Here is a 25,012-nt window from a genome sequence, read left to right on the forward strand (position 1 = left end):
CCCATGTGCCGCATCTACGGCTCCTTCGGCGGTGCGACGATCGGCCCGGGGGCGTGGGACGACGTCGCGCACACGATGCGCGAGGGCGGACCCGACGAGATGAGCCGCCGCTCCGGTGACGGCTGGACGCTCGGCAACAACCGGCTCGCCATCCAGGGCATCGCGGACGGCCACCAGCCCTTCGAACGCCCGGGACTGACCTGCGTCTTCAACGGCGAGATCTACAACCACCGCGCGCTGCGCGCCGAGTTGGCCGCGCGGGGGTACTCCTTCCGGGGGGACAGCGACGGTGACGTCCTGCTGCCGCTGTACGAGGTGTACGGAGACGCCTTCGTCAGCCGGCTGGAGGGCATGTTCGCCATCGCGGTGGTCGACCGCCGTGACGAGCCGTGTCTGAAGCTGTTCACGGACCACGCCGGCATGAAGTCGCTCTACTACTACCTCTCCGGCAGCGGCAACCGGTTGTGTTTCGCCTCCGAGCTGCGCGCGCTCAGCCGCCTTCCCGACTTCCCGGACACCATCGACCCGCTCGCCGTGGACCGGTATCTCGGCGGCCGGGCGGTCTGGGGCCCGGGCACCGTCTACTCCCGGGTACGCACCCTGAAACCCGGCACCACACTGCGCTTCGCGGACGGGCGCCTCACCGTCACCCAGGCACCGCAGGCCGAGGACCCCGTCGAATGGGCCGACGCAGAGCCGACCGTCGGCACCGCCGCCGCCCGGCTCGACGCGCTGCTGCGGGACGAGATGAGCCGCATGCTCGACGCGGACGTCCCGGTGTGCGTCATCACCAGTGGTGGCCTGGACTCCAGCTACACCACCGCGCTCGCCGCGGACCTGGTGCCCGACGTCGCCTCCTTCAACATCGCCTACCGGGGCGAATGGCCCTTGGACGAGCGGCACTTCGCGGCGGAGGTCGCCCGGCACTGCGGCACCCGGCACCACCAGGTGCTGCTGGATCCGGCCGACTTCCCGGCACTGGTCGAGCGGTTCGTCCGCCACCTCGACCAGCCCAACAACGCCCCCCACAGCCTCAGCACCTTCGCCCTGTTCGAGGCCGTGCACGAGGCCGGGTTCAAGGTCGCGCTGACCGGTGACGGCGCCGACGAACTCTTCGCGGGGTACGCCCGCTTCGGCAAGGCCGCCCAGGACGACTCCGTCACCTGGCACCGCGCCTACCAGGACACCATGGCCGCCGTCCACCGCCCGGCCCTGGAGCGCCTGTACACCCCGGAGTACCGGGCGCTGGTCGATCGCGCGGGCGGGTTCTTCGGCGACGGCATCGGCGACGACCTCGACGAACGGGTCCGGTCGGGGCAGCTCGACAAGCTGGAGACGCTGCTGCGGTACGACCAGTTCGAGCGGTTCCCGTACTACATCCTGCGCCGGGTCGACCATCTCGGCATGGCCCACTCGGTGGAGGCTCGCATCCCGTTCCTCCAGCCGTCCGTGATGCGGTTGGCCCACTCGCTGCCGGCCCACGTCAAGGTGGCGAACGGCGTCGTGAAGGCGCCCGTCGCCGAGGCCGCGCGCCGCTGGGTGCCGCGCAGTGTCGTCGAGCGTCCCAAGCAGCCCTTCACCCTGCCGATCACGGCCATGATCAGGCCCGGGGAGGCGCTGTACGGCATGATCGGCGACCTCCTCCTCGCGCCCGGCGCCCGCTGCCACGACTACGTCCGCGGGGACGCCGTCCGGGACCTCTTCCGCACGCAGACCGAGACGCCCACGGCGCACGCCGCCGAGACCCTCTGGTCGCTGCTGGTGCTGGAGACCTGGCTCTGCGCACGCGCCGGCTGACCGCACCGCCCCACAGCCGCACCACCCCGCAGCCGCACCACCCCACGACCGATCCACCACGGAACCGATCCACCACAGAGAAGAGCCACTTGTGAGCGACACCCGCGAAGGCACACCCGCGATCACCTCGCTGCTGGCCGGCGTCACCAAGGACGACATCCGCCGCGACCCGTTCCCGCACATCGTGATCCGCGACGCGCTGCCGACGGAGCTGTACGAGGCGCTGGCGAAGTCCATGCCCACGGCCGAGTACATAGGTGAGCGGATCGGCAAGCCGATCACCTCCAACGAACGCTACAACTACATGTCCGAGTCGATCCTCGGCGACCGGACCATGGCACAGGTGTGGAAGGACTTCGTCACCTACCACGCGTCCCCGGCGTTCTACGAGGAGTTCCTCGACCTCTTCCAGGAGGACCTGCTCGCCAACCTGCCGGACGCCGAGCGGGGCATCGGGCGGCCGCTGCGTGAGCTGCGGGTCGGGCGGCGCAACCGGGACACCTTCGAGACGCACGACATCCTCATGGACTGCACCGCCGTCATCAACTCGGCGGTGACCGGCAAACCGTCGTCGTACCGCGGCCCGCACGTCGACAAGCCGTACAAGCTCTTCGGCGGCCTCTTCTACATGCGGCTGCCCGAGGACGACGCCGCCGGTGGCGACCTCGTGCTCTACCGGTACCGCACCGGGGCCCACAAGTTCCACACCAGCGCCTCGGAGTACGGCGACAACCGCTTCGACATCGACCCGAAGTACGTCGAGGAGGTCACCACCGTCCCGTACCAGAGCAACACGCTGGTGCTGTACCCCATCAACCCCCTGGCGCTGCACGGCGTGTCCGTGCGTGCCCTGACCCCGCACCAGCGGCGCTTCGTCGCCCTCGTGGGCGACCTGGGCAACCCGCTGTTCGACCTGGCGCTCTGAAGGAGACCGTCGTGATCCCCTTCGACCAGCGGACCGGCACGATCTGGTACGACGGCGCACCGGTGGACTGGCCCGAGGCGACCCTGCACGTCCTCAGCCACGGGCTGCACTACGCCTCCAGCGTCTTCGAGGGCATCCGCGTCTACGGCGGAGCCCCGTTCATGCTGACGGAACACATCGCGCGGCTGCGCGCGTCGGCTCGCATCCTGGACTTCGACCTCGAGTACGACGACGAGACCCTGCGCACCGCCACGCTCGACGTCGTGGAGCGGACCGGGATGACCGAGGGCTATGTGCGGATGAACGCCTGGCGCGGCTCGGAGGTGATCCAGACCGCCGCGCTGAAGACGTCCGTGCACACCTCGATCGCCGCGTGGGAACTCCCCGCGGGCTACTACGCGGCCACCGACGCCCTCGACACGGGCATCGCCCTGACCATCGGGCGCTATCGCAGGCCCTCGCCCGACTCGGCGCCGGTGAAGAGCAAGGCGGCGGGCAACTACATGATCGGCACGGTCTGCAAGAACGAGGCCCTCAGGGCCGGTTTCGACGACGCCCTGCTCCTCGACGACCGCGGCAACTTCGTCGAGGCCACCGGCGCCCACCTGTTCTTCACCAAGGACGGCGCGCTGTACACGCCGACGACCCGCTGCACCATCGACGGCATCACCCGGGCCTGCGTGCTCGCGCTCGCCGAGCGGGAGGACATCGCCTGCACGGTGGGCGATCTGGGACCCGACTTCGCCAGCGAGGCGGACGGCGCGTTCCTGTGCGGCACGGCCTGCGAGATCCTCCCCGTGTCCCGGATCGACGAGCAGCGTTACGACGTCGGCGGCAACCGGGTCGTCCGGACACTGATCAGCGGCTATCAGCGCCTCGTCACGGGCGCACGGTAGCGAACGAGGCTCCTTCGCGGGAGCCGTGAAAGCAAGGGCACACGCATGGGAGCGGTCGAGGCGCTGGAGAAGCTCGCGCCGGTGGTTCTGGCCTTCGGGTGCGGGGTTCTCCTCGCGAGACGGAAGGTGGTGCCGGCCGAGAGCTCCAAGGCCTTCGCCGACTACGCCTTCCTCTTCGCGGTCCCCTGCTATCTGTTCGGCAACATCTACGCCAGCGATCTGGGCACCCTGTTCAACTGGCGGGCGATCACCGGGTACGCGGTGGCGGCGGGTGTCGCGGTGCTCCTCATCGGCGCGCTGGCGTGGGCCTCCGGTGTCCGGGAGCCGCGCGGGATCGCGCTGCGTGTCATGGCGGCCGTCCAGGTGAACACGGCCTACTTCGCCGTACCCGTGTTCATCATGCTGTTCGGCAACGCGGCACCGATCTTCCCCGTCCTCCTGTTCCAGGTGTGCGTGCTGTCCCTGGTCATCATCTCGGTGATGGAACTGGGCCGCGCGGACCGCACCGGGAGCCGGAGCCGGCAGCTCGGCGCCGCGGTGGGCGCCTCCCTGCTGACACCGGTGGTCGTCTCCTGCAACGCGGGCATCCTGCTCAACCTGCTGTCGGTCCGCCTTCCGCACGCCGTCCTCGACAGCTTCGCCTTCGTCGGCGACAGCGCCTCCCCGGTGGCGCTGTTCGCCCTCGGACTGCACCTGGGCGGGGTGGGGTTGTCCGTGCGCGGGACCACCCTGGAGGAGGTCTGCATCATCGCCTTCAAGTGTGTGGTCTTCCCCGTCCTGGCATTCGCCGTCGCCTACTACGGCTTCGGGGTGCGCGGCGACTGGCTGCGCTACCTGGTGCTGATCGCCGCGATGCCGGCCCCGCAGAACCTGTTCATCTTCGCCCAGCGGTACGAGGTGGGCGTCGACATGTCCGCCGCCCTCGTGGTCAAGAGCTCGGTCGTGGCGCTGCTTCTGCTGCCGTTGCTCATGCAGTGGGCGCACCGGACCTGACGCCGGCGCCCTGCTTCCTCCGCCTCCCTTCCCGCAGACACCTCCCCGCAGACACCTGTCAAGCATCTCGACGTTCCCTGAAAGGCACCGCCATGTCCGAAACCCTTCAGCCTCCGCAGACCGGCAGGATCACCGTCCGACAGGTGGCCGGCCGGATCGGGGCCGAGATATCCGGCGTAGACCTGCGCGAGGAACTGGACGACGCCACGGTGGCCGAGATCCGCCGGGCCGTACTGACCCATCGGGTGGTGTTCTTCCGCGGCCAGGACATCGACCACGCCCAGCACATCGCTTTCGGCCGCCGCTTCGGAGCGCTCACCCGGCGCCCGGGGAAGAAGCACGGCGTCCACCCCGAGGGCCACCCCGAGATCCTCACCGTCGACCCGAAGGCCGACAACGAGCGCTACGGCGCCGACTTCGAGGAGCACTACCGCCGCAAATGGTCCTCCCCGCTCGCCGGCTGGCACAGCGACCTCACCCAGGCGGTCAACCCGCCCGACCTGTCCATTCTGCGGGCGGAGAGCACACCGGAGTTCGGCGGTGACACCCAGTGGACCAACACGGTCGCCGCCTACGAGGGCCTGTCACCGGCCCTGCGGGAGTTCGTCGACGGGCTCAGCGCGGAGCACGCCTTCTTCACCGCCGTTCACCTGCGGCATTCGGACGAGCGGGACCGCGAGATCCTCGGGATGTACTGCGCCGACCCGCAGGTCGCGATCCACCCCGTCGTACGGGTCCACCCGGAGACCGGCGAGCGGGCCCTCTTCGTGAGCCCGGGGTCGACCACGCGCATCACGGGCTTCTCCGAGCTGGAGAGCCGGCACGTCCTGGAGCTGCTGTTCCAGCATCTGACGAGCGCGGAGTACACCGTCCGCTTCCGCTGGGAGCCGGGCAGCATCGCCTTCTGGGACAACCGCAGCACCTGCCATTTCGCCCCCACGGACTTCGCCCATCTCGGGGTGGACCGCGTGATGCACCGCGTCACCGTGCTCGGCGAGCCCGCCAAGGGCCCCGACGGGTTCGTCTCCCGGCACGTCGCGGGTGAACCGATGCAGGCCTGGTAACGGTCGGCCGGCCCGTCCCCCCTTCAGGGCCGACGGGTCGGATGGGCGGTGGCGAAGTCCCAGACGAGGGAGAGGAGTTGGTCGGGACTCTCGACCTGGGGGAGGTGGCCGGTGCGCCCGAGCGGCGCGAACCGGGCCCCCGGAACGGCCGCCGCGAACGCTCGCCCGTACTCGGTGTCGACGACCCGGTCGCTCTCGCCCCAGACGACGAGGACCGGGTGCGTGACCTTGGCCAGGCGCTCGCGCAGGCTGGGATCCTCCATGGCGTGGGGCCCGGAGTAGACCGCGAGTGCGGCGCGGCCCGCCGCCATCGCCGTGCGGGCGGCCTCGGGCAGGGTGGCCGGGTCGACGGCGAACCTCGCCGGGTCGTGGAAGGCGAGCCGGGACAGTTCGGCAGGGGTGAGCGAGAAGGTCTCGGCGACCGGGTGGCCCGGGACCTGTATCCCGACGGCGTTGACGAGGACGACGCCGCCGATCCGGTCGCTGCCGAGCAGGGCCATCTCGGCGGCGATCCAGCCGCCGATGGAGTTGCCGACGACGATGACGTCGGTGAGGCCGAGTTCGCCGAGCAGGCGCTCGTACGCCTGCGCGAGGGTGGTGACATCGGTGAGCCAGTCGGGGCGGGCGGTGCCGCCGAACCCGGGGTGGACGGGGACGAGGGTCCTGGCCGGCCGCCGGGCGGCGAGCAGGCCCGCGAACGGCGTGACCGTCTGTGGCCCCGCGCCGCCGTGCAGCAGCAGGAAGGGGCGGCCCTGGCCCTGGTCCTCCACAGTGATGGCGAGTTCCCCGACGGGGAGAGAGAGGGTGTGCATGGTGCTGGTCATGGCCTGTCCTTCGGCGGTCGGGTGAAGTCGGTGGCGGGAACGGTGGCGTAGCGGCTCATGACGTCCGCGATCGCTGCGGGGGTCGGCTCCCCGCCGCCGGCGATCATGTCGCGCAGATCGCGGAAGTACCCCACGTACAGATCCGGGGTGAAGGTGTTCAGCAGCACCGCCGGCTCGTCGCCTGGGTTGGCGAAGGTGTGCGGGGCGCCGGGCGGGATCATCGCGAGTGTGCCCGCCGGGGCCACGTGGGTGGTCTCCCCGACGGTGAAGTGCACGGTTCCGGAGACGACGTAGAACCCCTCGTCGTGCTGGGCGTGGCGGTGCTGCGGCGGGCCCTCGGTGTGCGGGGCGAGGGTGATCTCGCCGATGCCGATCCGGTGTCCGGTGGTGCTCCCGTCCTCCAGGATGCGCATCCGGGTAGGGCCCAGCTGGATGGTCTCGCCACCGTCCGGGCCGACCACGGAAACCTCGTTCATCGCCGCCTCCATTGTGAGAGTTCGCTCTCAGGAGAGTAGAGAACCCGGTCTCTTCATGCAAGTGCTCTCTCATGACGAGAGTGGAGCAGTGCTAGTCTGTCGGGGCCGGGACGGAACGAGGCAGGAGCGCACCGATGGCGACGACGCAGACGGACGGCGGCCGCAGCAACCAGAAGAAGCGCACGCGGACGGCGATCGTCACGGCCGCCCGGGAACTGATCGGCACCGGCGCCGAGGTGACCATGCCCGCGATCGCCCGCGCGGCCCTGGTCTCCGAGGCCACCGCCTACCGGTACTTCCCCGACCTCCCCTCCCTCATCGGCGAGGCCCTCGCCGACGCCTGGCCCGCGCCCGCCGATGCCCTCCAGCCGGTCGCGCACTGCGCCGACCCCGTCGAACGCGTCGCCTTCGCCTGTGAGTTCCTGCTGCGCGGCATACTCGTCCGAGAGGGGGCGGTCCGGGCCATGATCGCGGCCACCATCACCCGGCCCGAGACAGCGCGGACCCGCCCCGGCATTCGCTTCGGGCTCATCGACCAGGCGCTCTCGCCGGTCGAGGACACGCTGGGGGCGGCGGACCCCGCGGCCTTCGCGCAGCTGAAGCGGGATCTCGCCGTGGCGGTCAGCGCGGAGGCGCTCTTCTGCCTCACCGACCTGTGCGGACTGGACCCCGACGAGGCGGTCGCCAGCGCCGTACGCACCGCGACGACGCTCACCGAGGCCATGGTGCGCAGGACCGCACGGCGGTGACGACGGCGGGCCGACGTACGCCCCGGGGCAGGCGCGGCCCGGGCAGCCATGCCCCCGTCAGGCCGGTGTCTCCGTCCCGCTTTCGCATTTCTCCCGCACTCCCCGAGCCGCGGCCCCATAAGGCCGGGACCCGCCGCCCCCAAGCCTCTCCGGGCCGCAGTGCCATGGAGGCAGCCGTTCGGGTGATCCGTCACGCGGCCCACGCGGCACGGAATGCCAGGAATTCGCGCGCATCCGGCATTTTCCCGCCGTATCCGGCCGCCGATCCGGAGTGGCAGTCTGTGGACGTCCTGGCCAGACTGAAACATGGCGGTTCGTGATCAGAAAACCCCTTCGAACCACCGATCGGCATACGTCATCCAGGAGATCGAATGGTGGAGCAGTCCTCCGGGGTCCATATATCCGGGCCGGGCGAACCTGCCGTCACCATGCGCGGCGCCGTACCGACCGAGATGGAGACCGAGACCGAGACCGAGACCGAGACCGAGAGAAGACTCGCGGATGCGCTGGCAGACGTCGTGTGCGTCGAGCGTGTTCCGGTCGACAGCCATTTCTTCGAGGACCTCGGCGCCAACTCGCTGGTCATGGCCCAGTTCTGCGCACGGGTGCGGAAAATACCAGAGCTGCCGTCTCCCTCCATGAGGGACATCTACCGGTACCCCACCATCCGCGGTCTGACGGCGGCCCTCGTGCAGAAGGCTCCCGGTACGGTCGGGGCGGCCGTCTCCCCCTCGGCGCCGGCGCCCATGACGCCGGTGGCCCCGGCGCCGCACACGAATCGGCTGAGCCATGCCCTGTGCGGGACGATGCAATGTCTGATCTTCCTCATCTACTCACTGGTTTCCGGGTTCGTCACCGCCACGGGCTACGAATGGATCGCCCATGGTTCGGGACTGGCCGACGTCTACCTGCGGTCGCTGCTTTTCGGAGGCATCGGATTCATCGCCCTGTGCGTGTTCCCCGTGCTGGCCAAATGGATTCTCGTCGGCCGCTGGAAGACGGACGAGTTCCCCGTCTGGGGCCTGAAATATCTGCGCTTCTGGTTCGTCAAGGTACTGCTGCACGCGAACCCGATGGTTTTCCTCGTCGGCACTCCGCTGTACACGCTGTATCTCCGCGCCCTGGGCGCGCGCATCGGCAAGGGGGTCATCATCCTCTCCCCCTCCGTCCCGGTCTGTACCGACCTGCTGACGATCGGCGCCGGGACGGTGATCCGCAAGGACTCCTTCTTCCTGGGCTACCGGGCGCACCGCGGCCGTATCCAGACCGGCCGGGTCACGCTCGGCCGGGACGTGTACATCGGTGAGAAGACGGTCCTGGACATCGACACCTCGATGGGCGACGGTGCGCAGCTCGGCCACGCCTCCGCGCTGCACCGCGGACAGGCGGTCCCGAGCGGTGAGCACTGGCACGGCTCCCCCGCCGAGCCCACGTCGATCGACTACCTACGGGTCGCATCGGCCCCGTGCGGCGCCGCCCGCCGGGTCTGGTTCGGTGCCGTCACACTGCTGCAAATGATCTTCCTGTACGTCCCGCTGGCCGTCGGCGGCATGTACATGCTGTTCACCGAGGTGCCCGCCATCGGCAAGCGGCTCGATCCGCAGACGGCCGCGTTGAGCCGGCCGGAGCTGATCTCCGACGCGCTGGGGCTCTCCCTCGTGCTGTTCGTCGGCTTCGCCGTCCTCGGCCTGCTCGCGATGTACGCCGTACCGCGGCTGCTGGGTCTGGCCGTCAAGCCCGACCGGGTCTACCCGCTCTACGGATTCCACTACACGGCCCATCGGTTGACGGCGCGCCTGACGAACATCAAGTTCTTCACCTGGCTCTTCGGCGACAGCTCCTACGTCGTGCACTATCTGCGCGGACTCGGATACGACCTGTCGCGGGTCGAGCAGACCGGGTCGAACTTCGGCACCGAAGTGCAGCACGAGACGCCACTGCTCGTCACCGTCGGCAGCGGAACGATGGTGGCCGACGGCCTCTCCGTGATCAATGCCGACTACTCCAGCACCTCCTTCCGGCTGTCCCGGGTGTCGATCGGTCCCCACAACTTCCTGGGCAACAACATCGCCTATCCCGTGGGCGGCAGGACCGGAGACAACTGCCTTCTCGCGACCAAGGTGATGATTCCGCTCGACGGAGAGGTCCGCGAAGGCGTCGGACTGCTCGGTTCGCCGTCGTTCGAGATTCCCCGCTCGGTGGACCGTGACGCACGGTTCGACCATCTGCGGACGGGCGACACGCTCCGCCGCCATCTCGCCGCGAAGAACCGCTACAACCTGCGCTCGATGGCCTGGATGCTGGGTGTGCGCTGGCTGCACGTCTTCCTGCTCACGCTTCTCGCGCTCGCCACCGTGGACCTGTACGGCGTGCTCGGCGACGTGGTGATCGCCGTGTATCTGGCACTGACGCTCGCCCTGTCCACCGCGTACTACGTACTGGTGGAACGGTGCGTCACCTTGTTCCGCCGGCTGCGCCCCCAGTTGTGCTCCATCTACGACCGGAACTTCTGGTTGCACGAGCGTCTGTGGAAGGTTCCGGACCACTACCTCAACGTCTTCAACGGAACCCCCCTCAAGACCCTCGTCTGGCGGCTGCTGGGTGTCCGCATCGGCGCCAGGGTGTTCGACGACGGCTGCTACGTGACCGACCGGACCCTCGCGGTCATCGGCGACGAGTGCACCCTCAACGCCGGCACCAAGATCCAGTGCCACTCGCAGGAGGACGGCACCTTCAAGTCCGACAGAACCACGCTCGGCGCCGGCACCACGCTGGGCGTCGGCGCGCATGTCCACTACGGCGTGACCCTGGGCGCCGGCTCGATGCTGGCACCCGACTCCTTCCTGATGAAGGGCGAGGAAGTCCCCGCGCACGCGCACTGGGGCGGCAATCCCGCCGTGGACATGCCGGAACCCGGCCGCTCCCGCGGCGGCACCGGGCCGGCCGCTTCGGCGGCCGGCGTCACCGCGGCAACCGTGAGTTGAGGAAGGCCAAGCGATGGGAACAGGCGTGGAAGCGGACCGGGAGTTCTGGAGCCGCGTGCTGACCGCCGGTGGTCTCACCACCGTGCCGCGATGGGCACCGGAACCGGTCGCGGGAGCGGCCGAGCAGGAGACGTCGGTACCGGACGACGTGACGGACGCGGTACGCGAACTCGTGCGGCGGTGGGGAGTGCCGGTCAGCGCGCTCCTGCTGGCCGCGCACGCCAAGGTGCTGGCGGCCCTGTCCGGCGAGCAGGAGGTGGTGACGGGATACACCACCGGAGTGCGTGGCGAGCCGCTGCCGTGCCGCCTGGCCGTGCCCCCGGGGTCCTGGCGGACCCTGGTGACGACCGCCGAGCGTGCCGAGGCCGAAGTGCTCGCGCACCGCGAGTTCCCGGTCGCGGAGCTGCGCCGGGAGCTGGGGGTGACGCAGCCCTCGTACGAGGTCGTGTTCGGCCCCATGGGAGCCGATGAGGCGCACGCGGACGACGGTGCGCTGCATGTGCGCTGGTCCGAGCGGGGCGGCCGGCTGATGCTGCGGCTGCGGTACCGCACCGACGTGCTGGACGCCGCGGCGGCGGCCAGGATCGGCGGCTACCACCTGACGGCGCTGCGACTGATGGCGGCCGGCCTGGACGCCGACCACACGCGGCAGAGCCTGCTGTCGCAGGACGAGGTACGCGAACAGCTGGAGGGGCTGGCGGGCCCCCGGCGGCCGCTGCCGGACGCGCGCGCCCACGAGCTGTTCGAGCAGCGGGTACGGAAGCATCCGGACGCGGTGGCGGCCGTGCACGGCGAGCGGGTGTGGACGTACGACGAGCTGAACCGGCGGGCCAACCGGCTGGCGCGGGCGCTGCTGGCGCGCGGACTGGGCCGGGAGGACGTGGTCGCCGTCGTCACCGAGCGCGATCTCGACTGGCTGGCGGCGACGCTGGCGGTGTTCAAGGCGGGCGGCGCGTACCTGCCGATCGAGCCGCACTTCCCGGCCGGCCGGATCGCCGCGACGCTGACCCGCGCGGGCTGCCGCCTGGTGGTCACCGAGGCCGGCAGCACCGCCTGTCTGGACGAGGCGCTGGCCACGGCGCCGGACGTCGAGCGGCTGCTGGTGGACGCCGCCTACGCCGAACCGCACGCGGACCACGACCTCGGTGTGAAGGTGGCCGCCGACCAGCTGGCGTACATCTACTTCACCTCCGGCTCCACCGGTGAGCCGAAGGGCGCGATGTGCGAACACGCGGGCATGCTCAACCACCTCCACGCCAAGATCGACGACCTGGGTGTCGGCGAGGGATGCGTGGTGGCGCAGACGGCCCCGCAGTGCTTCGACATCTCCCTGTGGCAGCTCGTCTCCGCGCTGCTGGTCGGCGGTCGCACCCTGCTGGTCGAGCAGGACGTGATCGTGGACGTCGAGCGGTTCCTGGACACGCTGGTCCGCGGCCGGGTCGGCGTGGCACAGGTGGTGCCCTCCTACCTGGAGGTCGTGGTCTCCTACCTGGAACAGCGTCCCCGCGAACTGCCCGACCTGCGCTGCGTGTCCGTCACCGGTGAGGCGCTCAAGCGTGAGCTGGTGCAGCGCTGGTTCGCGATCCAGCCCGGCATCAGGCTCGTCAACGCCTATGGTCTGACCGAGACTTCGGACGACACCAACCACGAGGTCCTGGACCGGGTCCCGGAGCGGGTGCTGCTGGGCCGAGCGGTCAACAACGTCCACGTCCACGTCGTGGACGAGAGTCTGTCGCTGGTGCCGCTCGGCGCCGCCGGGCTGATCGCGTTCTCGGGTGTCTGCGTGGGTCGCGGGTACGTCAACGATCCCGAGCGCACCCGGGAGGCCTACCGGACGGACCCCTATCGGCCGGGTGAGCGGCTGTACCTGGGCGGTGACTGGGGTCGCTGGCATCCCGGCGGCAAGCTGGAGTTCCTCGGCCGCCGCGACAACCAGGTCAAGATCCGCGGTTTCCGGATCGAGATGGGCGAGATCGAGAACTCCCTGCTGCGGGTGGACGGGGTACGCGACGGCGCGGTGGTCGTCGCCGAGCTGGCCGGCGAGAACAAGCATCTGATCGCCTTCTACACCGGCAGCCGGCACCGGCCGGAGGAACTGCGCGAGGCGCTCGGCGCGGTGCTGCCCGCCTACATGGTCCCCTCGGCCTTCCACTGGCGGGACAGCCTGCCGCTGACGGCCAACGGCAAGATCGACCGCAAGGCCCTGACGGCGCTGGCCGAGCAGGCGCCGCCGGCCGACGACAGGGCCGTGCCACGGCCGGACGCTCCCGACCGCGCCGGGCCGCTCGGGCCGGCCGAGCGGCGGCTGGCGGCGGCCTGGGCCGAGGTGCTGGGCGTGTCCGAGGACCGTGTCGGCCGGAGCGACCACTTCTTCGACTCCGGGGGCACCTCCCTGACCGCCGTCAAGCTCACCCTCGCCCTCGGCCGCGCGGTGTCGCTGAAGGACATCACCCGGCACCCGGTCTTCGCCGACCTCGCGGCCCTGCTCGACGGCACCACCCGGCAGCACGCGGAGCTGCTGCAGCCGCTGTCGGAGCCGAACGGCGCCGCGGAGTGCGCGCTGGTGTGCTTCCCGTACGCGGGCGGCAACGCCGTCAACTACCAGCCGATGGCGAGCGCGCTCTCGGGCAGCGGTCTCGGTGTCCTCGCGGTGGACCTGCCCGGCCACGACCTGGCCGCGCCGCACGAGCCGTTGGCGTCGATCGCGCAGGTGGCCGAGCAGGTCGCCGCGGAGATCGCCGCGCGGGGTCTGACCCGGGTCATGCTGTGGGGCCACTCGTCGGGCGCCGCGCCCGCCCTGGAGACGGCGCGGCGACTGCAGGAGCGGGGCGTGGTCGTCACACGGGTGTTCGTCGGCGCGCAACTGCTCGGCACCGCCGCCGACCGGCGCGCGGCCGTCGACGACCTGACGGGCCGCAGCGACGCCGAGATCGCGGCGCGGCTGGCCGCGGAGAGCGGTTACCCGGAGCTCGCGGAGCTGAACGCGCGGCACGCCGAGCACATCGGCGCCGTCTACCGGCACGACTGTGTCAGCGCCCACCGCTATCTCGGCGCCGCCCTGGACTCCCCGCCACAGGTGCGGCTGTCCGCGCCGGTCACGGTGGTCGTGGCCGCCGACGACCCGCACACGGCGGGCCACACCGAGCGCCATCGGGACTGGCTGCTCCTCGCCGACCACGTCGACCTGCACGAACTCGCCGACGGGGGTCACTACTTCCCACGCACCCGTCCCGCCGAGGCGGCACAGGCCGTCCTGCGAGCCGTCGTACCGCTGGCCTCCTCCTGAGCCCCGTCGCCTTCCCGGACGGGCGATCGAAAGGAAACCGAGATGCCGTTCTCATCCCTGGCACCACCGCTCGATGTGGAGCTGCGGCCGGACAGACCCGCACTGCTGCGCGTCGATCTCCGTGCCGACGCCGCGAGTTGGGCGGCGGAGTACCGTGAGGCGCTGCGTGCGCAGGTCACCGAGCACGGGGCGCTGGTCGTCCGCGGCCTGGGACTGCGCGACGCCGGGCAGGTCGGTGCCGTCCTCAACCGGCTGGCAGGCCCGCTCATGACCGAGCGGGAGGCCTTCGCCCCCCGTGAGGTCCACGGACCGGGGGTGTACGCCTCCACCACATGGCCGGCCAACCAGCCGATGTGCATGCACCACGAGCTGAGCTACACGCGCGAGGTGCCCGGCCTGATGCTGTTCGCCTGCCTGACCGCGCCCGAGCGGGACGGCGCGACGGCGGTGGCCGACGCCGAGGAGATCCTCCAGGCGCTGCCCACCGCGCTGGCCGAGCGGTTCGAGCGCGAGGGCTGGATGCTGACCCGCAGCTACAACGACGAGATCGGGGCGTCCCTGGAGGAGTCGTTCGGCACCGACGACCGGGCCGGGATCGAGCGGTACTGCCGGGACAACGGCATCGACTTCACCTGGCAGGCCGACGGATCGCTGCGCACCGAGCAGCGCCGCAGTGCCGTCGTGCGCCACCCGGTCACGGGCCGGCGCTGCTGGTTCAACCAGATCGCGTTCCTCAACGAGTGGACGCTGGCGCCGGAGGTGCGCGAGTACCTGGTCGACGAGTACGGCGCGGACGGACTGCCCTTCAACACCCGCTACGGCGACGGCAGCCCGATCGGTGAGGACGTCGTCCAGCTGCTCAACACCACCTACGAGGCGCACACCCGCCGTGAGCCCTGGCAGGCCGGTGACCTGCTGCTCGTGGACAACATCCGGACAGCGCACAGCAGGGAGCCCTTCACCGGGGAGCGGCAGGTACTGGTGGGCATGGGCGAACCCCGGCGGCTGGCCGACCACCACCCGGAGGCGAGCGAGCGATGACCGATCTGCTGTCGACCACCGCCGACGCGGCCGTGCCCGACCCGGCCCCCAAGCCGACGTTCGCGGTGATCTCCGGTGAGCAGGTGCAAAGAGCGCTGACCGGGTCCGAGAAGCAGCTCGTGGAGCTGGTAGAGGCCACGTACCGGCTGCACGGCGCGGGAGACTCGGTCAACCCGCCGTCGTACTTCCTGCGCTTCGCCGACCGCCCCTCGTCGCGGATCATCGCGCTGCCGGCCTCCATCGGCGGATCCATCGCCGTGGACGGCCTGAAGTGGATCTCCAGCTTTCCCGGCAACGTGAGCGCGGGGCTGCCGCGGGCCTCCGCGGTGCTGATCCTCAACGATCACGACACCGGGTATCCGTTCGCCTGTCTGGAGAGCTCCATCATCAGCGCGACCAGGACCGCCGCGTCCGCCGCGCTGGCGGCCGACTGGCTCAGCCGCAACCGGCCACGCCCCACCCGCGTCGGATTCTTCGGCACGGGCCTGATCGCCCGCTACATCCACACCTTCCTGGCCCGCACGGGCTGGGAGTTCGAGGCGATCGGCGTGCACGACCTGTCCGCCGACAGCGCCGAGGGGTTCTGCGGCTATCTGCGGCAGACCGGCGCCGAGGAACCGGTCACCATCCACGACAGCGCCGAGTCGCTCATCCGCTCCAGCGACCTGGTGGTCTTCGCGACCATCGCCGGCGAGCCGCATGTGACCACCCCGGCCTGGTTCGCGCACAACCCCGTCGTCCTGCACGTGTCGTTGCGGGACCTGGCTCCCGAGGTCCTGCTCGCCTCGGCGAACTTCGTGGACGACATCGAGCACTGCCTGAAGGCGGACACCTCTCCGCACCTGGTCGAGCAGCGCACCGGCGACCGCGACTTCCTCAACGGCACCCTCAACGACGTGATGCTCGGACGCGCCGCGCCGCCGACGGACCGCCCGGTGATCTTCTCGCCCTTCGGACTCGGGGTCCTCGACCTGGCCGTCGGCAAATACGTCTACGACGAAGTAGCGAGGGCCGGACAGCTCCGCCTCATCGACGACTTCTTCCACGACCTGCGTCGGTATGGCTGAAGCCGTCTTCCTCTTCCTGGCACCAGGAGGCCCGCCGTGCCTGTCATCTCGGCTCCCTACGCCTTCAACGAAGGCCAGCTCTTCGTCGACCTAGAGTCGATCTGCGGACACTCGCTGTACCTGAAGTGCGAAGGCTTCAATTTCGCCGGCTCCATCAAGCTGAAGGCCGCGAACGAGATGGTGGAGACGGCCGAGCGCGAGGGGGTCCTGAAGCCGGATTCCATCCTCGTGGAGTCGTCGTCCGGAAACCTGGGCGTGGCGCTCAGCATGATCGCCGCGAGCAAGGGCTACCGGTTCCTGTGCGTGACGGACTCCCGCTGCAACCTGTCGACGCGCCTGCTGATGGAGGCGCTCGGCAGCGAGGTGCACGTCGTGGCCGACCAGGACTCCAACGGAGGCTTCCTGGGCGTGCGGATCGACTACGTCCGTAAGCTGTGCGCGGCCGACGACCGGTACGTGTGGCTCAGCCAGTACACCAATGCCGGGAACTGGCGGGCGCACTACCGCACGACGGGCCCGGAGATCGCCGGGAACTTCCCGGACCTCGACGTCCTGTTCGTCGGGGCGGGCACCACCGGCACCCTGATGGGGTGCGCGCGCTACTTCCGTCAGTGGCACCGGCCGGTGCGGATCGTCGCCGTGGACGCCGTGGGCTCGGTGGCCTTCGGCGGCGAGCCGGGACGGCGGATGATCCCCGGGCTCGGGATGAGCATGCGCCCACCGCTGCTCGACGAGTCCCTCGTGGACGAGGTGATCCGGGTGGAGGAGACGGACACCATCCGCACCTGCCACCACCTGGCCCGGCGCGGTTTCCTGTTCGGCGGCTCCACCGGCACCGTGGTCAGCGGCGCGACAAGCTGGCTGGCCCGGCAGGACAACCGCGACCTCACCGCGGTGGCGATCGCGCCGGACCTCGGCGAGCGCTATCTCGACACCATCTACCAGACCAACTGGCTGCAGGACCTGTACGGCGCGCACATCCTCGATCCCGAGCAGGTCGGCGTGGAGCCCGAGCAGGTCGCCGGCGCCTCCCGGGAGGTCAAGCCGGCTTCCCGGGCACCGGACCGCCGACGGAGAACGTAGCGGCGTGTCCGGCGGGGGCGAAGGGGGGCGGCCCGGCCCCTGTCGTCCCCTCACCGGCCGGCGCGGCACGGGAGGGGCGGTGCCGGCTCGGGCGGGGCGGTTTCGGCTCGGGCGGGCGAAGCCGGTGGAGCGAGCAGCGCGACGAGGACGCCAGGAGGCCCGGCCGGTGATCGCCGTCAATCCGCTGGACAGTGCCTCGGTGCTGGCCGCCTTCGGCGCGCTGGGCGTCCTCGCGGTGATCTTCGCCGAGTCGGGTCTGCTGATCGTCGGCTTCTTCCTGCCCGGCGACACGCTCCTGTTCCCGGCCGGTGTGCTGTGCGCGGGCAGTGCGGAGCAGGCGGCGCGGCTGTCGCTGTGGCAGGTGTTGGTGTGTGCCGCCGTCGGTGCGGTCGCCGGGGGGCAGGTGGGGTATCTGATCGGACGGCACGGCGGGCGGGCGCTGCTGGCGCGCACTTCCCGGCGGCGGGTGAAGAGCGCGGCGGCGCGCGCGGAGGGTCTGCTGGCCCGGTACGGCTACGGCAAGGCGCTGGTGATCGGCCGGTTCGTGCCGGTGCTGCGGACGGTCCTGCACCCGGTGGCCGGGGCGCTCGGGGTGCCGGCGCGGCCCTTCACCCTCTGGCAGACCGTGGGCGGAGTCCTGTGGACGCAGACGCTGGTCCTCGCCGGGTTCACCCTGGGGGCCGCCGTCCCGCACGTCGACGACTATCTGTTGCCGCTGATCGCGGTGGTCGTCGTCCTCTCGGCGCTGCCCCTGCTGATGGAGGCCCGCCGCGCACGCCGCGCACGCCGCCGGGCCGCCCGCTGAGCCGACGGCGAACCGGTCGGCGGCGTGCTCCTCCCCGCGGTTTGGGAGGCATTCGCGGTCATCCCCTGGACCGCCCGCGGGGCGGTGACGGCCTGGTCGGTCCGTGCGCGGGGAGGGAGAGGCCGTCGGGCCGTCGGTGCCGGCCGTGAACCGGAGCGGCGGGCGCGCAGCGGTGGACGTGTCCGGCTCGCCCGGGGCCGCGCGGACGTGGGCGGGGCAGTGGTCGTTGCTCGGGCAGGTGGTCGACCGAGCCGGCGCCTCGTCCCGGAGCGGCCTCACCCGTGAGAACGCCGCGCTGCCCGGGCGGCCGAAGAACGAGGGACGCAGGGGCCCGTCCTCTCGGCGCGCCCCCGGACTAATCTGACTCCTCGTCCGCCACTGCCGACGACCAGCGGAGCCGCCACCATGCACGTACGTCGTGTCGTGCCCAACGTCCAGTCGACCGCGCTGCCGGAGAGCACCGAGTTCTACGGCGTCCTGGGCTTCGAGGAGGTCATGAACCACGGCTGGATCACGACGCTCGCCGCCACCGGGAACCCGGCCGTCCAACTGAGCCTGATGACCGAGGACCTGACCGCCCCCGTGTCCCCGGACCTGAGCATCGAGGTCGGGGACGTCGACGCGGCGTACGCGGCGATGCGCGAGCGCGGCGCGGAGATCGTCCACCCGCTGACGGACGAGGAGTGGGGCGTGCGGCGGTTCTTCGTGCGGGATCCCAACGGCCGAGTGGTCAACGTGCTCGGCCATCGCTGACCCTCCGGTCGGAGGAACGACGGGTGCTGGACGCTTCGCCGACCGGCCGTGAGACTGGACCGGGGCCGGCGCCTGACGCCGGCGTCCGGACACTCGCGCTCCCGAGGACGGTGCCATGGCAGAGGAAGTCCCCCGCGTCGAACTCAGCCCGCGGGCCGCGGACCTGGTGCGCCGACTGCGCGCCGAGCACGGTCCGCTGATGTTCCACCAGTCGGGCGGTTGCTGCGACGGCAGCGCGCCCATGTGCTACCCGGACGGCGAGTTCCGCACCGGTGGTGCGGACGTGCTGCTGGCGGAGCTGTCCGTGGAGGGTGTGGCGGAGCCCGTCACCTTCTGGATGTCGCGCGGCCAGTACGAGACGTGGAGCCACACCCGGCTGATCGTCGACGTGGTACCCGGACGGGGCAGTGGCTTCTCGCTGGAGGCACCCGAGGGGGTACGTTTTCTCACCCGTTCTCGCGTAGTCGACGCCTAGTCGGCCCGTCGGCCGCCGCCGTCTGGTGCACTGCCCCTCATCACAGGGACAGTTGACGAGACATCAGGGGGCACGGTGACCAGACGTCGCAGGCGTTCGGCAACGGGCAGAGCGGTTCTCACGGTTGTCACGGCATGGGGGGTGCTGGCCGGGGCGGCCCTGACCGGGGCGGCGCCGGCCGATGCGGCCCCGGCGGGCCGGCGCATCGCACCGGGCGTCACCTACCGGCAGTTCGACGTCGGCACGGCCGCGGGCAAGGCACACGCGCATCTGCTCACGGTCGACCTGGGCGATCCACACGTCCGCGTCGACCTGCTCCACCCCGGCGCGGTGGCGGCCCGGGACACGGTCTCGCGGCTGGCGAACTCGGCCGGGGCCGTCGCGGGGGTCAACGGTGACTTCTTCGACATCACCGAGACCCAGCACCCGGGCGTGGAGGCCACCGGAGCGCCCGTGGGACCGGCCGTCGCGGACGGGCATGCGCTCAAGGCGGCGGTGCCCAAGGGGCAGCGCTTCGGGCCCGCGCTGCCACCCGGCACGAACACCCAGGAGGTCTTCGGTGTGGGCACCGACCGGCGGGCCCGGCTGGACCGCCTGGCCCTGACCGGCTCGGTGGGCACGCCGCAGGGCTCCTTTCCCCTCAGGGGCCTCAACCAGTACGCGTTGCCGCAGAACTCCGTCGGCGCCTTCACCGCGAAGTGGGGCGGCGCGTCGCGCAAGCGCGCCGTCTGCGGCACCGACACCGAGCGCGCGGCGCCGTGCAGCAGCGACACCCGCGAGGTGAAGGTGAAGGGCGGCCGCGTGGTCTCCGTGTCCGACGGCCCGGGCAGCGGCTCCATCCCCGCGGACACCACGGTGCTGGTGGGCCGTGAGGACGGCGCGCGCGAGCTGCGGGCGCTGTCGGTCGGCGACCCGGTGAGCGTGACGCACTCCTTGGTTGCGGCCACGTCCGGGGTGCCGTACACGTTCGCGATCGGCGGCTTCCCCGTCCTGCGCGGCGGCAAGCCGCTGTCCGGCCTGGACCACGCGACCTCGGCGGTGCGTACGGTCCTGGGCTTCAAGGACGGCGGACGGTGGCTGCTGATGCTGGCGCTTGACGGCGCCCCGGCCTACCGGACCGGCATGACCGTCGCCGAGGAGGCGGACACCATGCGGACGCTGGGGGCGTCCGACGCCTTCAACCTCGACGGCGGCGGTTCGACGGAACTGGTCACCCGTGAGGAGGGCGCGGGCGCCGTGACCGTGCGCAACCACCCGAGCGGTGGCGCGGAGCGCCCGGTGCCGAACGGCGTCGGTGTCTTCTCCACCGGCTGACACGCCCCCGCGGGCTCAGGGCCGCAGGTTGCTCACCAGGTCGGCCGTCGCGGCGAGCCCGCTGTGGATGGTGGGCGCCATGCTCGTGCAGGCCAGATAGAAGCCGAGCAGCATGCAGACCAGGGCGTGGGAGAACTTCAGCGCGCCGTTGCGCAAGAAGACCACGGCCAGGATCAGGAGCAGCAGCACCACAGAGATGGAAATGGTCATCGGGAACCTCCTCCGCCACGCCCCGGGAGCGGCGTTCGGCCGCAAGTGTGGCGTAGCGGAGGGTTCATCCGGGCGGCTGACGTGTCCTCCGATCGAGTGGTGTCACTCAGCGGGGCGGCCGTCGAGGAAGGCCTACAGGCCGGCGAGGTCGCCGGTGTCGAGGTGATCGACGCCCCCCACGAGCGGCTCCGGACGAGTTGGCCGAACCGCCGCGCTCGGTTCACCTCGCCTGTGCGGACACGGGAGGTGCGGGCTCACCAAGGCGCGGGCGACGAGGGCGCGGGCACGCGGAAAGGGCCGCCCCACAATCGGGGCGGGCCGTACCGTGCCGGACTCAGGGGGCCTGGAGATCGATCAGTCGGGCCAGCGCCTCGCGGTGGGCGCCCGCGGTTCCGTAGGCGATCGAGTCGGCCTTGGCCCGCTTCAGATACAGATGGGCCGGGTGTTCCCAGGTCATCCCGATGCCGCCGTGCAGTTGCACCGCCTCCTCGGTGGCGTGGACGGCGACGGGCGCCGCGTAGGCCTGCGCGACGGCGACCGTGACATCGGTGTCCGCACCGGAGGTGAGCGCGTCGGCGGCGGCGCGGGCGGCGGCCCGGAGGTTGACGACCTCCAGCCACAGCTGGGCGAGCCGGTGCTTGAGCGCCTGGAAGCCGCCGACCGGCCGGTTGAACTGCTTGCGTTCCTTCAGATACCGGACCGTCTCGGTCAACGCCCAGTCGGAAACGCCCAGTTGCTCGGAGGCGAGCTGACCGGCGGCGGCGCGCAGGGCCCGGCGCACGGCGGGTTCCGCGTCGCCGACTCGACGGCCGGCCGCACCGGCGAGGGTGACGGTGGCCAGTGGACGGGTCAGGTCCAGGGAGACCTGCGGGGTGACGGTCACGTCGTCGGCGGCCACGGCGTACAGGCCGCCGTCGTCGCCCGGGACGAGCAGGACGTCGGCGACGGCGGCGTCCGCGATCGTGGTCAACTCCCCGCGCAGGGCGCCGTTCTCGACCCGTACCGTCCTGAAACCGGCCCCCGGGGCAGAGTGCAGCGCGACCGCGAGCGCGCCGATGGTCCGGCCGGACGCCAACTGCCTCAGCAGTTCCTCCTCACCGCAGGCGAGCAGGGCCTCGGTGGCCACCACGGCGCTGGTGAGGTAGGGCACGGGCGCGACGGCCCGGCCCAACTCCTCCATCACCACCGCGACTTCGCGGTGGGAGGCGCCCTGTCCGCCCAGCTCCTCCGGCACCAGAAGGCCCGCGAGGCCCATACCGACGGCGAGGGACTTCCAGGCGGCGAGGTCGTGCGGGGTGTCCGACTCGCCGCGGGAGATCACGTCGGCCGGGGCGCAGTGGTCCGTGAGCAGATCACGGACGGCGGCGCGCAGCGCCTCTTCCTCCTCGGAGTAGAGGAGATCCGGCTCTGTGCTCATCGGGCGAGGTCCTTCCAGGCGACGTCCTTGTCGGTGCGCGGCTCGGCGGGCAGGCCCAGGACGCGCTCGGCGACGATGTTCAGCAGGACCTCGCTGGTCCCGCCCTCGATGCTGTTGCCCTTGGCGCGCAGATACCGGTAGCCGGCGTCGCGGCCGGTGAAGTCGACCAGTTCGGGGCGGCGCATGGTCCAGTCGTCGTACGCCAGGCCCTCCTCGCCGCGGAGTTCGACCTCCAGTCCGCTGATCTCCTGGTTGAGGCGGGCGAAGGCGAGCTTCATACCGGAGCCCTCGTAGCCGGGCTGGCCGGCGACGAGCTGCTGGCGCAGGCGTTCGGCGGTGAGGCGGGAGACCTCGGACTCCACCCACAGCTTCAGCAGCCGCTGGTGCAGCTCGTGGGTGCGCAGTTCGGGGCGTTCCCGCCAGGTGGCGGCGACCGGGCCGATCATGCCGCCCTCACGGGGCAGACGCATGCCGCCGATGGAGACGCGCTCGTTCATCAGCGTGGTCTGGGCGACCCGCCAGCCGTCGCCGACCTCGCCGAGGCGGCGGGAGTCGGGGATGCGGACGTCGGTGAGGAAGACCTCGTTGAACTCGGCCTCGCCGGTGATCTGGCGCAGCGGCCGCACCTCCACGCCGGGATCGGTCATGTCGCAGACGAAGTAGGTGATGCCCTGGTGCTTGGGCACGTCCGGGTCGGTGCGGGCGATCAGGATGGCCCAGCGGGCCACGTGCGCGCTGGACGTCCACACCTTCTGCCCGTTGACGACCCAGCCGTCACCCTCCCGCACGGCTCGCGTGCCGAGGGCGGCCAGGTCGGATCCGGCGCCGGGCTCGCTGAAGAGCTGGCACCAGACCTCCTCCCCGGTCCACAGGGGGCGCAGATAGCGGCGCTGCTGCTCTTGCGTGCCGTAGCGCAGGACGGTCGGCGCGGCCATGCCGAGACCGATGCCGATGCGCCGGGGGTCGTTGTCGGGGGCGCCCGCGGCCTCCAGCTCGGCGTCGACGACGGCCTGGAGGGAGCGCGGGGCGCCCAGGCCGCCGAGCCCCTCGGGGTAGTGCACCCAGGCCAGTCCGGCGTCGAAGCGGGCCTGGAGGAACGCCAGGCGGTCCGTCGTGGCCGGCGGGTGCGCCGACAGCAACTCCCGTGTGCGGCTGCGCAGTTCCTCGGCGTCGGTCATGCGACGGCTCCGTTCTCCGGGATGACGGCCACCCGGCCGGTGGTCACACCGTCGGCGACGCGCTGCACGGCCGCGGCGGCGTCGGACAGCGGCACCCGCTCGCTGACCAGCGGTTTGATGGCGCCCCGCGCGGCCAGCTCGGTGAGCTGTTCGTGGCAGCGCAGGATGAGCCCCGGATCCTTGGTGGCGTACAGGCCCCAGTGCAGGCCGAGGATGGCGTAGTTCTTCACCAGGGCGTGGTTGAGGGCGGGGCTCGGGATGGTGCCGCTCGCGAAGCCGACGACGACGATCCGGCCCTCGAAGGCGACCAGTTTGGCGGACTGGGTGTAGGCCGCGCCGCCGACGGAGTCGTAGACCACGTCGGCTCCCCGGCCGCCGGTGGCCTCCTTGACGGCCGCCACCACGTCCTCGGCCCGCCGGTCGACGACCACGTCACAGCCGAGTTCGCGGGCGACGGCGACCTTCTTCGCGCCGCCGACCACGCCGATCACGGTGGCTCCGGCCGCCTTGCCCAGCTGGACGGCGGCGCTGCCGACACCGCCGGCGGCCGCGTGCACGAGCAGGGTCTCCCCCGCCTGCAGTCGGGCCCGGCGGTGCAGGCCGAACCAGCCCGTCTGGTAGCCGATGTGCAGCGCCGCGGCCTCCGCGTCGTCCAGCGACTCGGGGGCGGGCAGCAGAGCGCGGGCGTCGGCGAGGGCGTACTCGGCGAAACCGCCACGCGGCAGGGTGGGGTTGGCGATCACCCGGCGGCCGTCCTCGGTCTCGCCGCAGATCTCCAGGCCCGGGGTGAAGGGCATCGGCGGGCGCACCTGGTACTGGCCCCGGCACATGAGCGCGTCCGGGAAGTTGACGTTGGCGGCGCGCACGCGCAGCAGCACCTGGCCGTCGCCGGGAGCGGGCCGCTCCACCTCCGCCAGGCGCATCACCTCGCTCGGCTCGCCGTTCTCGTGCACTTGCCATGCCTGCATGCGGGGCCTCCACGGGACTGCTTCGTCTGACCGGGTCCGACGGCATACTAAGCGGTCGCTTGCCGATCAGGGAACAGGGGGCATCGGCCAATCACGTGGGGGGGCGCGGGACTCACTCCTCCCGGCCGCGCCGAGTGGGCCGCGCCCGCACGTGCATTCGCTCCCCCTGCGGCCCGAACAGGCTCAGGAACTCCGCCGGGCCGTCCCCGGTGGACCCGAACCAGTGCGGCACCCGGGTGTCGAACTCGGCCGCCTCCCCGGGCGAGAGTACGACGTCGTGTTCGCCGAGGACGAGACGCAGCCGGCCGGAGAGCACGTACAGCCACTCGTAGCCCTCGTGGGTGCGCGGCTCCGGCTCCTCCTCGCGCCGGGGCTCGAGGACCTTGTAGGCCTGGAGGCCGCCGGGCTGCCGGGTCAGCGGCCAGAAGGTGCGGCCGCCCCGCTGGACGGGCCTGGTCCGCACCCGGGGGTCGCCGACCGGCGGGGCGCCGACCAGTTCGTCCAGCGGGACCTGGTGGGCCTGGGCGATGGGGAGCAGCAGTTCCAGGCTCGGCCTGCGCAGGCCGGACTCCAGCCGGGACAGGGTGCTCACGGAGATCCCGGTGGTCTCGGACAGCGCCGCCAGGGTCACCTCCCGTTCCTTCCGGATCCGCCGCAGTCGCGGACCCACCTCCGCGAGGACGTCGTCGGTACTCATGCCGCCATTG

Annotated in this window: 22 protein-coding genes; 15 read left to right on the forward strand and 7 right to left on the reverse strand. The window is 71.4% G+C overall.

Annotated features, from left to right (window positions below; all coding sequences use genetic code 11):
- Positions 1 to 3: 3 nt before the first annotated feature.
- From asnB to ACIBA9_RS35890, 5 genes are all read left to right on the forward strand, one after another.
- Positions 4 to 1,797, forward strand: a complete 1,794-nt coding sequence (gene asnB / locus ACIBA9_RS35870) for an asparagine synthase (glutamine-hydrolyzing) (protein ID WP_399369672.1) — start codon at positions 4 to 6, stop codon at positions 1,795 to 1,797.
- 91 nt (positions 1,798 to 1,888) lie between these two features.
- Positions 1,889 to 2,722, forward strand: a complete 834-nt coding sequence (locus ACIBA9_RS35875) for a hypothetical protein (RefSeq protein ID WP_362155456.1) — start codon at positions 1,889 to 1,891, stop codon at positions 2,720 to 2,722.
- Positions 2,723 to 2,733: 11 nt separating this feature from the next.
- Positions 2,734 to 3,618 (forward strand): aminotransferase class IV, encoded by an 885-nt coding sequence (locus ACIBA9_RS35880; protein WP_399369674.1) that lies wholly within the window; start codon positions 2,734 to 2,736, stop codon positions 3,616 to 3,618.
- Between the two features lie 45 nt (positions 3,619 to 3,663).
- Positions 3,664 to 4,611 (forward strand): AEC family transporter, encoded by a 948-nt coding sequence (locus tag ACIBA9_RS35885; RefSeq protein ID WP_399369676.1) that lies wholly within the window; start codon positions 3,664 to 3,666, stop codon positions 4,609 to 4,611.
- Positions 4,612 to 4,703: 92 nt separating this feature from the next.
- Positions 4,704 to 5,675: a TauD/TfdA family dioxygenase gene (locus tag ACIBA9_RS35890; protein WP_362155465.1), complete on the forward strand. Its 972-nt coding sequence runs from the start codon at positions 4,704 to 4,706 to the stop codon at positions 5,673 to 5,675.
- Between the two features lie 23 nt (positions 5,676 to 5,698).
- Here ACIBA9_RS35890 and ACIBA9_RS35895 read toward each other — a convergent pair whose 3' ends face one another.
- A complete protein-coding gene (locus tag ACIBA9_RS35895; RefSeq protein ID WP_399369679.1) occupies positions 5,699 to 6,499 on the reverse strand; it encodes an alpha/beta fold hydrolase in 801 nt (266 codons plus the stop codon).
- Complete coding sequence (locus ACIBA9_RS35900) at positions 6,496 to 6,975, reverse strand: cupin domain-containing protein (protein ID WP_399369681.1); 480 nt, start codon at positions 6,973 to 6,975, stop codon at positions 6,496 to 6,498. The genes ACIBA9_RS35895 and ACIBA9_RS35900 overlap by 4 nt, the downstream gene beginning before the upstream one ends.
- A gap of 134 nt (positions 6,976 to 7,109) precedes the next feature.
- Here ACIBA9_RS35900 and ACIBA9_RS35905 point away from each other — a divergent pair, with 134 nt between their 5' ends.
- The 10 genes from ACIBA9_RS35905 (at position 7,110) to ACIBA9_RS35950 (ending at position 20,532) form a co-directional block, all read left to right on the forward strand.
- Positions 7,110 to 7,724, forward strand: a complete 615-nt coding sequence (locus ACIBA9_RS35905; protein ID WP_393898169.1) for a TetR/AcrR family transcriptional regulator — start codon at positions 7,110 to 7,112, stop codon at positions 7,722 to 7,724.
- 371 nt (positions 7,725 to 8,095) lie between these two features.
- Entirely contained in the window at positions 8,096 to 10,708 is a 2,613-nt protein-coding gene (locus tag ACIBA9_RS35910) for a Pls/PosA family non-ribosomal peptide synthetase (protein WP_399369683.1), read from the forward strand.
- Between the two features lie 13 nt (positions 10,709 to 10,721).
- Complete coding sequence (locus tag ACIBA9_RS35915; RefSeq protein ID WP_399369685.1) at positions 10,722 to 13,994, forward strand: amino acid adenylation domain-containing protein; 3,273 nt, start codon at positions 10,722 to 10,724, stop codon at positions 13,992 to 13,994.
- A 42-nt stretch (positions 13,995 to 14,036) separates the two neighbouring features.
- Positions 14,037 to 15,035, forward strand: coding sequence for a TauD/TfdA family dioxygenase (locus ACIBA9_RS35920; RefSeq protein ID WP_399369687.1), 999 nt, complete (start codon positions 14,037 to 14,039; stop codon positions 15,033 to 15,035).
- On the forward strand, positions 15,032 to 16,102 hold the full coding sequence (gene sbnB / locus ACIBA9_RS35925; RefSeq protein ID WP_399369689.1) for a 2,3-diaminopropionate biosynthesis protein SbnB: 1,071 nt from the start codon (positions 15,032 to 15,034) through the stop codon (positions 16,100 to 16,102). Before ACIBA9_RS35920 ends, sbnB begins: the two co-directional genes overlap by 4 nt.
- A 36-nt stretch (positions 16,103 to 16,138) precedes the next feature.
- Positions 16,139 to 17,185: a 2,3-diaminopropionate biosynthesis protein SbnA gene (gene sbnA, locus ACIBA9_RS35930; protein ID WP_399369691.1), complete on the forward strand. Its 1,047-nt coding sequence runs from the start codon at positions 16,139 to 16,141 to the stop codon at positions 17,183 to 17,185.
- Between the two features lie 166 nt (positions 17,186 to 17,351).
- Entirely contained in the window at positions 17,352 to 17,990 is a 639-nt protein-coding gene (locus ACIBA9_RS35935; protein ID WP_399369693.1) for a DedA family protein, read from the forward strand.
- A gap of 405 nt (positions 17,991 to 18,395) precedes the next feature.
- Positions 18,396 to 18,743: a VOC family protein gene (locus tag ACIBA9_RS35940; RefSeq protein ID WP_399369695.1), complete on the forward strand. Its 348-nt coding sequence runs from the start codon at positions 18,396 to 18,398 to the stop codon at positions 18,741 to 18,743.
- A gap of 115 nt (positions 18,744 to 18,858) precedes the next feature.
- Positions 18,859 to 19,218, forward strand: a complete 360-nt coding sequence (locus ACIBA9_RS35945) for a DUF779 domain-containing protein (RefSeq protein ID WP_399369697.1) — start codon at positions 18,859 to 18,861, stop codon at positions 19,216 to 19,218.
- A gap of 141 nt (positions 19,219 to 19,359) precedes the next feature.
- Entirely contained in the window at positions 19,360 to 20,532 is a 1,173-nt protein-coding gene (locus ACIBA9_RS35950) for a phosphodiester glycosidase family protein (RefSeq protein WP_399369699.1), read from the forward strand.
- Between the two features lie 15 nt (positions 20,533 to 20,547).
- Here ACIBA9_RS35950 and ACIBA9_RS35955 read toward each other — a convergent pair whose 3' ends face one another.
- The 5 genes from ACIBA9_RS35955 to ACIBA9_RS35975 all read right to left on the reverse strand — a co-directional run bounded on the left by ACIBA9_RS35955 (position 20,548) and on the right by ACIBA9_RS35975 (position 25,002).
- Positions 20,548 to 20,742 (reverse strand): hypothetical protein, encoded by a 195-nt coding sequence (locus ACIBA9_RS35955; protein WP_399369701.1) that lies wholly within the window; start codon positions 20,740 to 20,742, stop codon positions 20,548 to 20,550.
- Positions 20,743 to 21,076: 334 nt separating this feature from the next.
- Positions 21,077 to 22,159, reverse strand: coding sequence for an acyl-CoA dehydrogenase family protein (locus ACIBA9_RS35960; RefSeq protein WP_399369703.1), 1,083 nt, complete (start codon positions 22,157 to 22,159; stop codon positions 21,077 to 21,079).
- The gene (locus ACIBA9_RS35965; RefSeq protein WP_362155504.1) at positions 22,156 to 23,337 is read right to left on the reverse strand and encodes an acyl-CoA dehydrogenase family protein; all 1,182 of its coding nucleotides are present in this window, start codon (positions 23,335 to 23,337) and stop codon (positions 22,156 to 22,158) included. Before ACIBA9_RS35965 ends, ACIBA9_RS35960 begins: the two co-directional genes overlap by 4 nt.
- Positions 23,334 to 24,305: an NADPH:quinone oxidoreductase family protein gene (locus tag ACIBA9_RS35970; protein ID WP_399369705.1), complete on the reverse strand. Its 972-nt coding sequence runs from the start codon at positions 24,303 to 24,305 to the stop codon at positions 23,334 to 23,336. The genes ACIBA9_RS35965 and ACIBA9_RS35970 overlap by 4 nt, the downstream gene beginning before the upstream one ends.
- A 112-nt stretch (positions 24,306 to 24,417) precedes the next feature.
- The gene (locus ACIBA9_RS35975; RefSeq protein WP_362155509.1) at positions 24,418 to 25,002 is read right to left on the reverse strand and encodes an XRE family transcriptional regulator; all 585 of its coding nucleotides are present in this window, start codon (positions 25,000 to 25,002) and stop codon (positions 24,418 to 24,420) included.
- Between the last annotated feature and the right edge of the window lie 10 nt (positions 25,003 to 25,012).

The organism is Streptomyces sp. NPDC051452 (assembly GCF_044454765.1).
Classification (GTDB): domain Bacteria; phylum Actinomycetota; class Actinomycetes; order Streptomycetales; family Streptomycetaceae; genus Streptomyces.

Excerpts from the sequence above, each read along its gene's own strand:
- ACIBA9_RS35975 (WP_362155509.1), bottom strand. The coding sequence starts at position 25,002 with ATGAGTACCGACGACGTCCTCGCGGAGGTGGGTCCGCGACTGCGGCGG.
- ACIBA9_RS35890 (WP_362155465.1), top strand. The coding sequence starts at position 4,704 with ATGTCCGAAACCCTTCAGCCTCCGCAGACCGGCAGGATCACCGTCCGA.
- ACIBA9_RS35965 (WP_362155504.1), bottom strand. The coding sequence starts at position 23,337 with ATGACCGACGCCGAGGAACTGCGCAGCCGCACACGGGAGTTGCTGTCG.
- ACIBA9_RS35970 (WP_399369705.1), bottom strand. The coding sequence starts at position 24,305 with ATGCAGGCATGGCAAGTGCACGAGAACGGCGAGCCGAGCGAGGTGATG.
- ACIBA9_RS35905 (WP_393898169.1), top strand. The coding sequence starts at position 7,110 with ATGGCGACGACGCAGACGGACGGCGGCCGCAGCAACCAGAAGAAGCGC.
- sbnB (WP_399369689.1), top strand. The coding sequence starts at position 15,032 with ATGACCGATCTGCTGTCGACCACCGCCGACGCGGCCGTGCCCGACCCG.
- ACIBA9_RS35895 (WP_399369679.1), bottom strand. The coding sequence starts at position 6,499 with ATGACCAGCACCATGCACACCCTCTCTCTCCCCGTCGGGGAACTCGCC.
- ACIBA9_RS35945 (WP_399369697.1), top strand. The coding sequence starts at position 18,859 with ATGGCAGAGGAAGTCCCCCGCGTCGAACTCAGCCCGCGGGCCGCGGAC.
- ACIBA9_RS35955 (WP_399369701.1), bottom strand. The coding sequence starts at position 20,742 with ATGACCATTTCCATCTCTGTGGTGCTGCTGCTCCTGATCCTGGCCGTG.
- asnB (WP_399369672.1), top strand. The coding sequence starts at position 4 with ATGTGCCGCATCTACGGCTCCTTCGGCGGTGCGACGATCGGCCCGGGG.
- ACIBA9_RS35900 (WP_399369681.1), bottom strand. The coding sequence starts at position 6,975 with ATGAACGAGGTTTCCGTGGTCGGCCCGGACGGTGGCGAGACCATCCAG.
- ACIBA9_RS35910 (WP_399369683.1), top strand. The coding sequence starts at position 8,096 with ATGGTGGAGCAGTCCTCCGGGGTCCATATATCCGGGCCGGGCGAACCT.
- ACIBA9_RS35885 (WP_399369676.1), top strand. The coding sequence starts at position 3,664 with ATGGGAGCGGTCGAGGCGCTGGAGAAGCTCGCGCCGGTGGTTCTGGCC.
- ACIBA9_RS35920 (WP_399369687.1), top strand. The coding sequence starts at position 14,037 with ATGCCGTTCTCATCCCTGGCACCACCGCTCGATGTGGAGCTGCGGCCG.
- ACIBA9_RS35915 (WP_399369685.1), top strand. The coding sequence starts at position 10,722 with ATGGGAACAGGCGTGGAAGCGGACCGGGAGTTCTGGAGCCGCGTGCTG.
- ACIBA9_RS35960 (WP_399369703.1), bottom strand. The coding sequence starts at position 22,159 with ATGAGCACAGAGCCGGATCTCCTCTACTCCGAGGAGGAAGAGGCGCTG.
- ACIBA9_RS35940 (WP_399369695.1), top strand. The coding sequence starts at position 18,396 with ATGCACGTACGTCGTGTCGTGCCCAACGTCCAGTCGACCGCGCTGCCG.